14 protein-coding genes and 3 pseudogenes are annotated in these 12,333 nt (G+C 54.6%); 12 read left to right on the plus strand and 5 right to left on the minus strand.

Translation table 11 applies throughout. From position 1 onward, the window contains the following. The 7 genes from PMI35_RS34545 to PMI35_RS27485 form a co-directional block, all read left to right on the plus strand. Positions 1–985, plus strand: a 985-nt coding sequence (locus tag PMI35_RS34545; RefSeq protein WP_008055633.1) for a pyocin knob domain-containing protein, incomplete at its 5' end; no start/stop codon positions are given. After that, positions 982–1,632 carry a hypothetical protein gene (locus PMI35_RS0132205; protein ID WP_008055634.1) on the plus strand — a complete coding sequence of 217 codons (651 nt, stop codon included), beginning with the start codon at positions 982–984 and terminating at the stop codon, positions 1,630–1,632. The genes PMI35_RS34545 and PMI35_RS0132205, both read left to right, overlap by 4 nt. Positions 1,633–1,636: 4 nt before the next feature. Next, complete coding sequence (locus PMI35_RS33575; protein WP_008055635.1) at positions 1,637–2,170, plus strand: hypothetical protein; 534 nt, start codon at positions 1,637–1,639, stop codon at positions 2,168–2,170. Further along, a complete protein-coding gene (locus PMI35_RS27500) occupies positions 2,167–2,568 on the plus strand; it encodes a DUF1353 domain-containing protein (protein WP_008055636.1) in 402 nt (133 codons plus the stop codon). The genes PMI35_RS33575 and PMI35_RS27500 overlap by 4 nt, the downstream gene beginning before the upstream one ends. Positions 2,569–2,628: 60 nt before the next feature. Further along, positions 2,629–3,402 (plus strand): hypothetical protein, encoded by a 774-nt coding sequence (locus tag PMI35_RS27495; RefSeq protein WP_157295546.1) that lies wholly within the window; start codon positions 2,629–2,631, stop codon positions 3,400–3,402. Positions 3,403–3,667: 265 nt separating this feature from the next. After that, a complete protein-coding gene (locus PMI35_RS27490; RefSeq protein ID WP_008055638.1) occupies positions 3,668–4,225 on the plus strand; it encodes a glycoside hydrolase family 19 protein in 558 nt (185 codons plus the stop codon). 26 nt (positions 4,226–4,251) lie between these two features. Next, positions 4,252–4,482: a hypothetical protein gene (locus PMI35_RS27485; RefSeq protein WP_008055639.1), complete on the plus strand. Its 231-nt coding sequence runs from the start codon at positions 4,252–4,254 to the stop codon at positions 4,480–4,482. A 118-nt stretch (positions 4,483–4,600) separates the two neighbouring features. Here PMI35_RS27485 and PMI35_RS0132215 read toward each other — a convergent pair whose 3' ends face one another. Further along, positions 4,601–5,446 (minus strand): lipopolysaccharide kinase InaA family protein, encoded by an 846-nt coding sequence (locus tag PMI35_RS0132215; protein WP_032831350.1) that lies wholly within the window; start codon positions 5,444–5,446, stop codon positions 4,601–4,603. Positions 5,447–5,649: 203 nt separating this feature from the next. Here PMI35_RS0132215 and PMI35_RS27480 point away from each other — a divergent pair. Together PMI35_RS27480 and PMI35_RS33580 are read left to right on the plus strand one after the other, a co-directional pair. Next, positions 5,650–5,874: pseudogene (locus PMI35_RS27480) on the plus strand (glycoside hydrolase family 19 protein); the annotation flags it as partial. Further along, positions 5,861–6,022 (plus strand): annotated as a pseudogene (locus tag PMI35_RS33580) (DUF2514 family protein); the annotation flags it as partial. The pseudogenes PMI35_RS27480 and PMI35_RS33580, both read left to right, overlap by 14 nt. 123 nt (positions 6,023–6,145) lie before the next feature. On the opposite strand, the gene PMI35_RS27475 reads toward PMI35_RS33580, so the two are convergent. Then, positions 6,146–6,685 (minus strand): hypothetical protein, encoded by a 540-nt coding sequence (locus tag PMI35_RS27475; RefSeq protein WP_032831352.1) that lies wholly within the window; start codon positions 6,683–6,685, stop codon positions 6,146–6,148. A gap of 203 nt (positions 6,686–6,888) precedes the next feature. Between PMI35_RS27475 and tnpC the strand changes: the two are divergent. Then, a pseudogene (tnpC, locus tag PMI35_RS27470) lies at positions 6,889–7,449 on the plus strand (IS66 family transposase); the annotation flags it as partial. Between the two features lie 290 nt (positions 7,450–7,739). On the opposite strand, the gene PMI35_RS27465 reads toward tnpC, so the two are convergent. Together PMI35_RS27465 and PMI35_RS27460 are read right to left on the minus strand one after the other, a co-directional pair. Next, positions 7,740–8,063 (minus strand): hypothetical protein, encoded by a 324-nt coding sequence (locus tag PMI35_RS27465; protein ID WP_008055646.1) that lies wholly within the window; start codon positions 8,061–8,063, stop codon positions 7,740–7,742. 90 nt (positions 8,064–8,153) lie between these two features. Further along, positions 8,154–8,363, minus strand: coding sequence for a hypothetical protein (locus PMI35_RS27460; protein WP_008055647.1), 210 nt, complete (start codon positions 8,361–8,363; stop codon positions 8,154–8,156). A gap of 425 nt (positions 8,364–8,788) precedes the next feature. On the opposite strand from PMI35_RS27460, the gene PMI35_RS27455 reads away from it, so the two are divergent. Together PMI35_RS27455 and PMI35_RS35075 are read left to right on the plus strand one after the other, a co-directional pair. Then, positions 8,789–9,244 carry a glycine zipper domain-containing protein gene (locus PMI35_RS27455; protein ID WP_008055648.1) on the plus strand — a complete coding sequence of 152 codons (456 nt, stop codon included), beginning with the start codon at positions 8,789–8,791 and terminating at the stop codon, positions 9,242–9,244. A gap of 59 nt (positions 9,245–9,303) precedes the next feature. Beyond that, positions 9,304–10,650, plus strand: a complete 1,347-nt coding sequence (locus PMI35_RS35075; protein WP_008055649.1) for a tetratricopeptide repeat protein — start codon at positions 9,304–9,306, stop codon at positions 10,648–10,650. A gap of 683 nt (positions 10,651–11,333) precedes the next feature. Here the strand turns inward: PMI35_RS35075 and PMI35_RS27445 are convergent. Next, complete coding sequence (locus tag PMI35_RS27445; RefSeq protein ID WP_008055652.1) at positions 11,334–12,278, minus strand: hypothetical protein; 945 nt, start codon at positions 12,276–12,278, stop codon at positions 11,334–11,336. Positions 12,279–12,333 lie beyond the last annotated feature (55 nt).

Genomic DNA, 12,333 nt, shown 5'->3' on the forward strand with positions numbered 1-12,333 from the left:
GGCAGCAGCCGCTTCAGCTACCGCCGCGTCTGGGTCAGCGACAGCTGCTGCAGGTAGTGCGACAGCCGCAAACACTAGCAAGGTAAACGCCGCAACGTCTGAAGCGAATTCGCTCGCTTCCAAGAATGCCGCAGCCACCAGTGCGACCAATGCGGCAGCCTCCGCTGCTCAGGCCGTACAGGCAGCGGCCGGTATTGCCGATGGGCCGGTTACCAGCGTCAGCGGAAAAACTGGAGTTGTGACACTGGTCAAGGCGGATGTTGGCCTTAATTTAGTGGACAACACTTCGGTAAAGGCGGCTGGTATGGGTATTAATACCCAGCTGTCTGATACACCCGATATCGACGATTACACCCTACCAAATGGGTGGTATGGAGTAGGGCCTGGTAGTGCCGGTGTTAGGCCATTTGGGAGTAACTCGGGAGCGCTTCAGGTTTCAAGCCGAGCGTTTGGCACGACAACACGGGTTAATCAACTAATGTTCGTGGAAACAGGTGTGGCACCCCGCCTGTTTATTCGAATTAATTACAATACTGCTTGGACTGATTGGGTCGAGATCACGTTACCGTCAGTAGCTGGGCTGTCGCGCAAACCCCTCACCACAGGAGAAGCCAGTGCGACCGCTCGCGAGTGGTCTGACACACTCAGTATTCCCAAATACATCGACAAGCTGAGCACGGCAACCGCTGCTGCATCGCATGCGCTAAATCTTTCGGTGGCAACAGTATTTGATCTGACTCTTTCCGTTAACACGACATTTACCATATCTAACATGCCTTCTCTATCCGGGGAGAGTTTGACCCTAGTGATCAGGGTTCGGCAGGCCGCCGCTCCGAAAACGATCACATGGTTCAGTGGCATCACCTGGCTTACGCCGGGCGGTCTTGTTCCAGCAGTCCCCGCGGCAAGCCAGATCGTTGAATACATCCTGAGCACAACGGGCACCGGCACTACTTGGGTCGGCCGTGTAGGGGCTTCGACATGAGACTATCGACAGCGCTTATGGGGGGCAGTCAGCAAATCCCGACTGTCTCCGGCACGCCCTATGGCGGGGGCTTTTACGTTGGACGGATGCTGGTGGGCGCGCAGAAATATGCCTTGATTGTGGCCCCTAAGGCCAGCGGGCAAACCACATCGGCGTGGAAAGCGACGAACACCACGACCGCGAACACGGCCAGTGCTTGGGATGGCTTCAGTAATACGGCCGCCATGGTGGCCGATGCCGTGAATCATGCCGCCGCTCAATGGTGCGCAGCGCTTTCGATTGGTGGATTTGCTGATTGGTTTTTGCCAGCAACCGAACAACTTGAACTCTGCTATCGCAATTTAAAACCTCGCACAAACAGCAACGACGCAGCGGCAGCTTCAGGCTTCAACGGTAACTCTGATCCACAGGGCATTACCTATACCGCCTCGGACCCGGCGCAAACGCCATCAGATGCATTTCGCTACGTGGTGGCAACCAACGTGCATGGGCCTGAAGAATTTGATGTTACGGCGGCCTATTGGACTTCGACCAATGCCAGTGCGGCGAGTACTTACACGAAAGAGTTTTTAACCGGTGCGCGAGCCGATGCGACCAAGGTCAGCAGTCTTTTAGTCCGTGCCTGTCGAATGATTAAAATAGGATAACTTCATGAAATTGGTACTGACAGTCACTCGGGAAGTCATTAGTCCTAACGAACTGCGCGCGGCTTACCCTGAAGTGTCGTTTCCACCTGACAGCGACATGAACAATGAGATGTTGCAGGATTATGGCGCGGCGGTGCTCGAGGAGGATCCTCGCCCGGAACTGCAGCCGCTGGAAGGCCTGGATTACGGTGATATCCGCGAAGAGGATGGCCGCTGGTTCCGCGCATGGGCCGTAATTCCGGCGGATCCCGCCCAGGTGGCCGAGGCGGTTAGGTCGACTTTCGAGCAAGCGATTCAGGGCCATCTGAATGCTGCCGCTGTGGCCGCAGGCTACGACGATATCGGCACGGTCGTGAGTTACGCGGAAGAGCCGGCCGTGCCGAAATTCCAGAATGATGGCATCGCTTTTCGCAAGTGGCGCTCACTGGTCTGGGCCTATGCCTACGAGCAACTGGATGCGGTGAAGTCGGGTGAGCGTGAACAACCTACGGTGGGTGAATTCCTGCTTGAGCTGCCGGTCGTGGAGTTGCCAGCATGAGCCGCTTCGTCACCACCCTGAAGACCGAACAGACCGACCGGCGCACCTACACGCTGCTGGCTGACCTGGTGCTGGCCGATGAAGACGAACGCATGATCATTGTGCCGGCCGGCTTCGTCACGGACTTTGCCAGCATCCAGGTTTTGCATAACGCCTTTCTGTTCGTGTTGTTCGCCCTGGTGTCCGGTTACGGCAACTACGCCGCGACCGTGCACGACTGGCTGTACTGCGGCGGGCAGGTGAGTCGCAAGGAAGCAGACGCGGTGTTGTACCGGGCGCTGCGCGCAGAGGGTGTCGCGCGCTGGCGGGCCTGGCTGTTCTGGGCTGGCGTCCGAATAGGCGGCGCGAGGCGCTACGGCCGAAATGCGAAAGAATCGACATTTCCTCGGGCGCCCTAAAGAGTATTCGCCGCGTGCCGATAAGTTCATTTCACCGGTGTTTTATAAATATGGAGATTCATGATGCTTAGCCGTTTATTCGCGATGGTTGCATTGATTTTTTCGACGAGCGCATTTGCCGTGTTGCCTTCAGCGCCCTTTACCCCGGAGTCGGTTCAGGAGATTTCGCATGAGTTCGAGGGGTATGTTGAGTCCTTCAATAAGGAAACAGCTCAGTTAGGCGCGGGCACGCCGCAAATGGCGTATGTTTACGGTAGATATATCACTGCTGCATTCGCAGATGCTGGCTACAGCTTAGATGAAACAATTTATACATACGTCTCAAAGGCACGTCCGAACAATTTGAATATGCATAGATTTATACAGGATCTAAATCTTGGAGCGATTCTTCTCCCTATAACACAGCCAGCAATTGCTGATGCCTATATTCAATCCGGGGCTCTGACCAAGCGAACTTACTCTTTCATAGCGGATCGCTCTAATAAGTATCCAGTCACCGAAGCGGATTACATTCTGGAAGGATACCCTACGGACTTTCCAATTAGCGCAGAGACCGAACATTCTAATTTTACTGAGATCGGGCATCTCATCGAAGGTAAGGCGGGCGGAAATTGGGACGGCTGGATAGTTTTTACTAAATCGGATGACGGCTCCGATAGTCATGCGATAGGCTTGGTGGAAGTCGCCAAAATGGATGAAGGCGAAAAGAGTATATTAAGTGGGGTTGTGGCCGACAAAAGCAGGGTGAAAGTAGAAGGTGGTTTAGTTCGCAATCCGCGTAGCGATACATTCATTGACCGCTCTCAAGATTTTTTGATTAAAACGATTCATTAATGAATGGTGTGCCTTTCTGAAAAAGGTCGATTGATTCCTGACAGACCCCGACAAGTTCGGGGTTTTCTTCGTCTGGAGATTGAAAAGACAAAGCCCTGGCGGTTCGCAATCGCCAGGGCTTCTATTTTCTCTGCGTACCCTCATAGGCGGAGAACGTGGCGCGGATGCTACCAGCGCGCCCTCCGCCAACCTGATCGCTGACGACTACAAATTTCAGCTATCCAGCCCGCCGAGTTGCGGGCTTTTTTTCGTCTGGAGAAAAGCTATGCCAATCACCGCGCAGCAACTGCTGCAAATCCTCCCGAACGCCGGCACTAAAGCCGGCGTTTTTGTTCCTGTGCTGAACACGGCCATGGTCCGGTTCCAGATCGTCGGCGCCAAACGCATGGCCGCCTTCGTTGCCCAGATCGGCCATGAGTCCGGCCAGCTGGTCTACGTCCGTGAGATTTGGGGCCCGACCCCAGCGCAGGCCAAGTACGAGGGTCGGAAGGACCTGGGCAGCTCCGTCCCGGGCGACGGCTTCAAGTACCGCGGGCGGGGACTGATCCAGATCACCGGCCGCGTGAACTATGCTGCGTGCGGCGAAGCCCTGGGCCTGGACCTGATCAATCAGCCGGAGCTGCTGGAGCAGCCGAAAAACGCCAGCCTGTCGGCCGCATGGTTCTGGGCCACCAATGGGCTGAACACCCTGGCTGATGCTGGTGACTTCGAAAAAATCACGCGCCGGATCAATGGTGGGCTCAATGGGCAGTCAGAGCGATTGAAGTTGTGGGCGAAGGCTACGGCAGTGCTGTCGGCCGGGACGTATGCCGATATCCTTTAGCCGATCACTCTAATAAAGGTGGTGGAATGGAAGGTGTAGAGCTGAGTCCAAAGATTGAGCGCGAAGCCGACAAGCTTCTTGCTCAGATTGCACAGGCGGACTCGATGATTGTTGCGGTGAAAGCCGGCGCACGCGCTGAGGGGTTTGTGCTTGGCTTGGAATCGGCCCGCGCGCTAAGTGAGGCAACCATTGATCGGCTCTACGTAATCTTCGATACCGCGACGGAAGAGCGGCTGAGATCGCTGGCCGCAACTTAGAACAAGCCGCTTTCCTCGGCTGGCTTTATCAGGTCGGGACCCTGATTGCGCACGTTGCCAACCGCGCGGTCCACCTTGAACCACTCAAACGTCCCTGTTGATTCCCCGTTGAGCATGCTCAACTCAAATCCAAGACACCTTCTAAAAAAATACGCCTGCGTTCTTTTCGACCGATTTTCTCGTGTTTGCCGGCTTGGTAAAAAGTTTTGAATTTTTCCGGATCAAGGTGCTTGTACGCCTCTATCGCCTTTGCCGCTAACTCATCGTAACGGGCTTCGGTGATGAATCGGTAAATCTCCCGGTGATAGAGAAAGCCGAACTGAAATCCCAAAGTTTCGCTCGGATATTGAGGAGGGGTGTGAAAGCAATTCTCCAAGTCGATGGCTTTCGCAGGCTGGCTGCTTTGTTCGTCAAGCATCAAATTGGCGGCCCATAGGTCCATATGAGTGATACGCCTCTCATGGAGGGCACCCAGTGCTGCAAAGGACTTTTTGATCAGCGTATCTACCTCGTCCGGATTTCGTTCAAGCCATTGCAAGCCATCGATATGCTGATCGAGCAACCGAGTGATGATGAAAAACTCTTCAATTATTCCCAGGCGAGATTTTTTAAAGCCGTACCCCATCAACGCAGGCACATCCGCTCCGCGCTTACATGCCTCAACCGTGTTCAAAAGTTCTTCGACAGGCCAATCAAATCTTCCATCACGCTGGGGCTTCCCGAGTGTTATCCGAATTTTGGCTTTAATGCTATCAACAACCTGGGCTTTAGCGAACAGATGTGCATCGCTACAGACTACAGGGGTGCTGACTCTTTTAACTTTCGTGTGTCGTCGATTATGGATGAGCCCGAACAGAGCTTGGGATGTGCTAGCAGAAGGGGGGTGTTTCAGATATAGAGTTGAGCGGGCGCTCTTGACAATACAGGGAAAGTCAAGGCGAAATTGATCTTTGTCGATGGGCATTGCCACTTCCATGTCTTCTTGGTAATAGGAATTTTATATAATTATCACGGAATTTTCACATTTATATGATGACTGATCATTTCGGAGGCCCGTGTTGCATTTTCTTGCAGTGACACAAAAGCGGCGGCGAGTTGTATAAGGGCTTGTGTTCTGTCGGCAGGACAGTGGAGATGAATCGCAGGATATTTCTTGTGGAGAGCCTCATGCCCATCACCGCGCAGCAGCTGCTGCAGATCCTCCCGAACGCCGGCGCAAAAGCCGGCGTTTTTGTTACTGTCCTCAACACGGCAATGCAGCGTTATCAAATTGTCGGCTCCAAACGCGTGGCCGCGTTCATTGCCCAGATCGGCCATGAGTCTGGCCAGTTGGTCTACGTCCGTGAGATCTGGGGGCCAACCACCCAGCAAGCCAAGTACGAAGGCCGCAAGCCAGGCAGCTACCCGCGCAGCAATGGTGCTTGCCAACGTGCTCAAGCGCGCTGACGAAAGAGCGGGCGATCTGGCTGAAGTTGCTGACCAAGCCAGAGACGGGGGGGTGATCTGCGAGCAGGCCTACATTTCAATCGGGGAAAATTAACATGACGCCGGCGGCTTGATCACGCCTGCCCCCTTAATTGCGTGCGTGCACCAGTGAAAATCATCCTTCGGCTCAAAAGCAGCCGCAAATGGCAGGCAGTCGAGCCGCCTGTACGCTCCGCTTTCAGCTTTTATAGCTGACCTCAAACACGGCAACCGCCATATGCAGAGGATTTCGATTGTTGTCATCCTTCGCCCAGTGCCGGATTGGGTGGTATCTCTTAAGGGAGTACGCCACCTGGCTGCGCGCTCTCGGGTGATTACGCCTGCGTTCCGCCTCCTGCTCTTGCAACATCGTGAGTAGGCGCTCTTCGGATTTTTTTGTTGTGAACACCAGATAGTTGGTTTCCAATCGGGCGCCCGCATGTACGGTTCTAGTGACATAGGCTAGGCGGATCAAATCCTTCAAAAGATGAGCGCTACGCGAACCCCTCTTGAATTCCAGCACGTGTGCCGGCGTGCCTTTCTTGCCAGTTCGGAGCACTAAGTCAAATCGACCGTTGCCACGTAGATCATCATTTCCCATCAGGTCGTCGATTTCGTCGTCATCGACCCCTGCATCAGCCAGGGTTTGTTTTACAGAAGCTTCCAAGCGATAACCGAAGTTTGCAAAGGACTTGGCTACATGCTGCGCCACGTGAACGGCCATGAAATATTCAGGCATACGGCTCAAGGTAAGCGGCCAGCGAACACACCTTCAGAAATCCGGAATTAAGGGCGATGGTGTCCGCCTATTTTTAAGCGGACGCGATCACCCTTATCGCCAGGATTTCCATGCGCCAACGAAGCTCCTATCCCAAACCCTTCAAAGCCCAAGTCGTGCAGGAATGCCTGGAGCCCGGTGCCTCAGTTTCCAGCGTCGCCATCATCACCGAAATCGGCTGCATGGCGCATGCCCGCCGTAAGTTCTTCGACCTGCATGTGGCGAACAAAAGCCAGTTGGCCGAGCAAGCGCTGCACTCAATCGGTGGGTTGTACGAAGTTGAACGGCAGGCCAAAGACATGAGTGATGAAGAACGATGGCGATTACGCCAAGAAATAGCGGTGCCCATCGCACAGAAGTTACATGAGTGGATGCTGGCTCAGCGCGACCTCGTGCCTGAGGGGTCGGCCACGGCCAAGGCTCTGGATTACAGCTTGAAACGCTGGGTAGCGCTGACGCGCTACCTAGAAGATGGTGCCGTGCCCATCGACAACAACCCGGTGGAGAACACGATCAGGCCATGGGCGCTTGGGCGCTCCAATTGGTTGTTCGCCGGGTCTCTGCGCAGTGGCAAACGAGCGGCAGCGATCATGAGTTTGATCCAGTCGGCACGCATGAACGGGCATGATCCGTACGCGTATCTCAAGGATGTACTGACGCGATTACCGACGCAGAAAGCCAGCGAGATCGAGCATCTACTGCCGCATCAATGGATGCCTGGCTGATCTACGCAAGGCGTATTCCCCGTACGCTTACGGCTCAAGGGCATGTCGGCATGCTTGTGCGCCATATCGCTGGCATGAAGGAGGCCCTCTACGATGGCGTCAAGACGATTATTCGGAGATGATTTTTGTAGCGACGTCACTATGGACCCCTTCTAATTAGTGCGCTGCCATCCAGCAGAGCGCGTCCACGCCGTCGACGGCGAGGACTCGATCAGGTTATCGGCGGATGTCGAGGATCTCTTGAGGGATGGGACCCTCCCTGGCGGTGTTACGTCGGGAGAGCTCAGCTGCTAGGCTTCTTCTGCAACCTGGGAGTTCATAGCAATAATTGCTTCAGCCTGAGCCTCAGACATCATTCGCAAAGCCTCGGCCGGATTCGTCTCTGCAAATTTCAGCAGCCAGCTTCTCAGCTCCGCTTGGTCAAATTCGAACTCTGCCAGAAACGAGCCGGTAAGAGACACGCGTTCAATTTTACCGTATGCGCTGAGTCCATCGTGCCATGTGAGTGAGCCTTTCTTGCTCTCAACAAACCCCTGCGATGTGTGCTTCACGGGTTTGAGTACGTGATTGTGAGCGTGGACCTCACGCTCCCAGCCTCTGAATGTGACCTTCATGAAAATGCTTTCCTTGCCTAACGAGCTATTGATAATAGCAATATGCTACGTGTCCAGATTGATTCGCTCAACCTGGAAATATGCGGCTCGTCATTCGGGGGGCATTAAAACCGCAAGCGTCAGCTTGATGAACTCTTCATTCTTGTCGATGGTGTCCAGGGCACCGCGTACGTTGTCGGCAACCTCGGCCGCGCCGCGCTGCTCGACCCAATTCGATAGCTCCATGATGGCGGCTTCGAGGGCGAGTTGGTTTTCGTTGATCTTGAAGAGCAGGGAAGGGAGCAGGTCTGAGTTGGGCATCGCGAATCCTCCGTGGAGATGTCAGCGTAGCACCGGAAGGCCGGGGGAGGCCGGGTCGGAGGGTTCAGAAAAAGCAAAGCCCCGAAGGTTCGCGGCTCCGGGGCTTCTATTTTCGCCCGCATCCCTTAATGCCTGGCGAACGTGGCGGCGAGAATACCAGCGTTGAAGCGGTGACTCACTACGATCGGGAGATTGTGTTCGGCGCGTTAGGACGATCGACCGCCATTAGTTTCGCGAAGATGAGTGAATTGAGCGCAAAGGCTGGCAACTAATGTATGCGCATCCTAAGCTCTCTAAAGTGCGTTTTAACCTTTCCTTGTTTCAGGATTTGTCGCTCTTCAAACTGAGACATTCTCAGGAGGCACGTCTGAGTTTCCTCAATAAGGCGAGCAAGTGCCCGTCTTCAGGCATCCTGGGAGTAGCACATGAGCACTCGATTTTGGAGCGTCCTTCTCATCAGTGTGCTGGTCACAGCATGCAGTTCAACCGGTAATAAGCAAAGCTTGGGCGCGATGTTGGGTGGCGCGGCAGGTGCGTTAGTCGGCGCCAAGGTATCAAAGGACTCCAACCGAGCCGCCAGCGTCGCAGTTGGTACAGCCGTAGGAGCCCTAGTGGGCTATGGAGTTGGTCGCTATCTGGATGACCAGGACCAAAAGCAACTAGCTGCTGCCACCGTCAAGACGGCAGAAAGTGGCAAGGCGCAAGAAGTTCGTAATAGCGAAACGGGTACGACCATCCGCACCACGCCGGTACCAAACACCTCTCAGGCGTCGAGTGACGGTTGCCGGACGGTCAAGCAGTCCGTCGAATTACCTGACGGACGCCACGAAACCGAGGACGTTCGACTCTGCAAAGGACCCAATGGTTGGGAAGCAGTGTGAGCCCCACGCGAGTATTAGCCATTCCGCTGGCCAGCTGCCTGTTGGCCAGCGGAATAGTCATGGCCGAATGGGAGAGGTTATCGCTGCCCAAGTATCCAGGTATGACAGCGATCATCGACCATTGCGCGCAGACCCTGCCGGTCTCGATAGTGGCTTTGAAGACGAATGACCTGGCGGATGGTACCGCGGTGCGCAAGGTTATCGCCTGGGCGCAACTAATGGCGCAGATGGAATGCCCTCAGGCGACGGCCATTGTGTTAGAGGCCAGTGTCCATGGAAAACATGTCTACAAGGGTATTGCGCACAGAGCCGATGGCTGGGTTTTGTCCGAGGTCAAGCCTCCGAGTACAAAGGTGCAGATAAAGACTAGTGCTGCTGAAGCCCCAAAGATTAAGACAGTGGCAAAAGATACTCCACGCACTGACGGGAGTACTGTCGTTACTGCAAAGGAAAGTCCCAGCCCATCCAGCGAAGTTAATGAGCCCCTTCAACCGCCCGCAGGCCCGCCAAAAACAGTTGTCCCCGTCAGCGAAGCCAGTGTTGCAGCAATGCAGAATGGGGCGGTTGCCAGTCAAGCGCCATCCGGCGGCGATCCCGACAAAATTGTACAGGGGCATAGTTCTGAGGGGGCATCAACCAAGCAGGCCCCAAAGACGCATGCCTCTGAAGCTCTGGAGGGGCTGCGTCTGGCTGCAGAGCAGGGCAATCCCGAAGCTCAGCATGATCTCGGGTTTGCGTACTACAACGGTCGCTACGGCTGGGGTTTGGAAAAGGACCTGCAGCAGGCCGCGTTCTGGTATCAGAAAGCGGCGGAACAGGGGCAGGCCGAGGCGGCGAACGATTTAGGAGTAATGTACGCCAAGGGTGTGGGGGTAGCACAGGACAAACAGCAGGCGGCCCATTGGTATCAGAAAGCAGCGGAACAGGGGTACGCCACGTCTCAGAATAATCTCGGGGTAATGTATACCAACGGTCAGGGAGTGGCACAGGACCAACATCAGGCGGCCTCGTGGTTTCGGAAAGCTGCGGAACAGGGCTTCGCCAAGGCTCAGTTTAATCTCGGGGTGCTTTACTTCAATGGCCGCGGCGTGGCACAGGACCGGCAGCAGGCGGTCTCGTTGTATCAGAAAGCGGCGGAACAGGGCTACGTTGAGGCTCAGTACAATCTCGGGGTGCTTTATTTCAGAGGCGAGGGATTGACAAGGGACCTAAAGCAGGCGGCCTACTGGTATCAGAAAGCCGCGGAACAGGGCTACGCTAACGCTCAGTACAATCTCGGGTTGATGTACGCCAAGGGCGAAGGCTTGGCTCCAGACGAACAGCTGGCTCGCACCTGGTTTCAGAAAGCCGCGGAACAGGGCCACGCTGGGGCTCAACATGCCCTGAATATCACAATGAAAAAGTGAAGGGTAACTGTCACGATTGAGCGGAAAAGACCACTTTCTGGCTGCCTACACGCAATGTGAAGTTTTCTATCATGCTTGATCTCTGACTACGCAATCTTTTCACAAACGCGACCCTTCGTAGGCGGTTTAGCTGCCGTTCCTATCTGGTCATTGTCGATTCTACGAATTTATTCTGCGAGGTGCATCAGACTACCCGAAGGGCGCTAAACGTGCCCGGCCGCGCCGCTGATTGACCCGGGCAGTGAGTTTCATGATGACGGCATCCAGGGCGATTTGTTTTTCATTGAACATGAAGAGGAGGAAGGAGTGGGTGAGAATTTGGCAGCGCGAAAACTCCGTGGAAATTTCGGCGTAGCGATACTTGGGGGGGGCGAATGGTAGGAAGGACGCCATGGGAGGGGATCAAGCTTGTACCAATTTTTGTACCACTGACCGTGTAAAGCAGGTTAAAACCGGGTATTCCAAAGTAAGGAAGTGCCCGATTTCATTGGCCCTGAGTACTTTGCCTTACCCCTTTAGAATCGCGATGTATTTCTGCACTGACGAAATTAAGCCGATTGCTGGGCGCAAACGACTGCAGTCGAATCAAATCCGACGCTGGCGCAGGCCGCAAGCGGCGGCACAGAAGGCGCCCATAGGTGCAGCTTGTTAATGTCCGATTCACCGATTAGGAGATTGCGCTGTCATTTGCGAAGTCGATCTCGGGTTTCGAAGATATACGCCATTTCGTGGCCTGCCTGCCAGTGCTTCATATCATGATGCTTTTCGGCAATGTTGAGAGCCACCTTACCCAGCTCTATTGCAGCTGCACTTAAGAGACCTACCTCAAGACCTCCAAAAAGGCCTGCGACGACACCAGCACTTGCAGAAGTTTGAAGTGATTTCGCATCCAATAGCATTCCTAGCGACGAGGTTAGCGTGGTGAAACCGAACTTCTTTGTCGCTAGCTCATAGTCATCGACCCGACGAAGTAGGTCATCTTCAATAAAAGATGCAGATTGCCCTTGAAAATCTTCGTGCAGAAAAAGTCGCAGACGAGCAAGTTTTCGCCGTGAGGCGTCATCTTTGCGAACGTCCAGAATCTGACGCCAGTCAGCGGCGGTTGCGTCGATCAAATGCAGATTTGAGAGCGTCAAACTAGGATCTGCATGACTTCCAACTGCCTCAGTTGGGAGGGCGACAGAAAAATTTCGCACTCCTAGAGAACTGGCGAACTCAGATAATGCCTGTCGTATCGATGAGGCTCCATGGGCCTGGGCGTTTGAAAGGTATGCATTCAGAAGTTTTTGATGTTCTTCTTGGGGGTCGTGTTGGGAGTCTTTCCGTGGATCAGGTGCCCACAGCTTGGCATACGGAGATGCCTTTCTAGCGAACTCGACCCACTTGTTCGCGGTGAACTCCATGACGCGGGTGGCATGGCTATAGGTAACCGTATCGCCCTCAACTCCATCAATCAAATGTGAGAGCGCCGCAGAAGGGATGGGCTCGGGGTGGCCGATGAGAATGTCGCCGATGTCGGGGTCGCCTTGCATTCGACTCATGTTTAGCGGAAGGACTTGGTCGAAGTACAGAGCCGCTTCCTTGAAGTTCTGGAAGCAGAGGATTGCACTGGCACGGAGGTAGGTCATACAAGCAGTCCTAACGTTGGACGTAAGCGGCGCCGAAGCGCAGCGGTGAGGAACA

This window comes from Pseudomonas sp. GM78, assembly GCF_000282475.1.
Lineage (GTDB): Bacteria > Pseudomonadota > Gammaproteobacteria > Pseudomonadales > Pseudomonadaceae > Aquipseudomonas.

Coding starts and splice junctions, on each gene's coding strand:
- PMI35_RS27485 (WP_008055639.1), top strand. CDS start 4,252: ATGGAAGGTGTAGAGCTGAGTCCAAAGATTGAGCGCGAAGCCGACAAG.
- PMI35_RS27490 (WP_008055638.1), top strand. CDS start 3,668: ATGCCAATCACCGCGCAGCAACTGCTGCAAATCCTCCCGAACGCCGGC.
- PMI35_RS33575 (WP_008055635.1), top strand. CDS start 1,637: ATGAAATTGGTACTGACAGTCACTCGGGAAGTCATTAGTCCTAACGAA.
- PMI35_RS27465 (WP_008055646.1), bottom strand. CDS start 8,063: ATGAAGGTCACATTCAGAGGCTGGGAGCGTGAGGTCCACGCTCACAAT.
- PMI35_RS35075 (WP_008055649.1), top strand. CDS start 9,304: ATGGCCGAATGGGAGAGGTTATCGCTGCCCAAGTATCCAGGTATGACA.
- PMI35_RS27475 (WP_032831352.1), bottom strand. CDS start 6,685: ATGCCTGAATATTTCATGGCCGTTCACGTGGCGCAGCATGTAGCCAAG.
- PMI35_RS27500 (WP_008055636.1), top strand. CDS start 2,167: ATGAGCCGCTTCGTCACCACCCTGAAGACCGAACAGACCGACCGGCGC.
- PMI35_RS0132205 (WP_008055634.1), top strand. CDS start 982: ATGAGACTATCGACAGCGCTTATGGGGGGCAGTCAGCAAATCCCGACT.
- PMI35_RS27455 (WP_008055648.1), top strand. CDS start 8,789: ATGAGCACTCGATTTTGGAGCGTCCTTCTCATCAGTGTGCTGGTCACA.
- PMI35_RS27460 (WP_008055647.1), bottom strand. CDS start 8,363: ATGCCCAACTCAGACCTGCTCCCTTCCCTGCTCTTCAAGATCAACGAA.
- PMI35_RS27495 (WP_157295546.1), top strand. CDS start 2,629: ATGATGCTTAGCCGTTTATTCGCGATGGTTGCATTGATTTTTTCGACG.
- PMI35_RS27445 (WP_008055652.1), bottom strand. CDS start 12,278: ATGACCTACCTCCGTGCCAGTGCAATCCTCTGCTTCCAGAACTTCAAG.
- PMI35_RS0132215 (WP_032831350.1), bottom strand. CDS start 5,446: ATGCCCATCGACAAAGATCAATTTCGCCTTGACTTTCCCTGTATTGTC.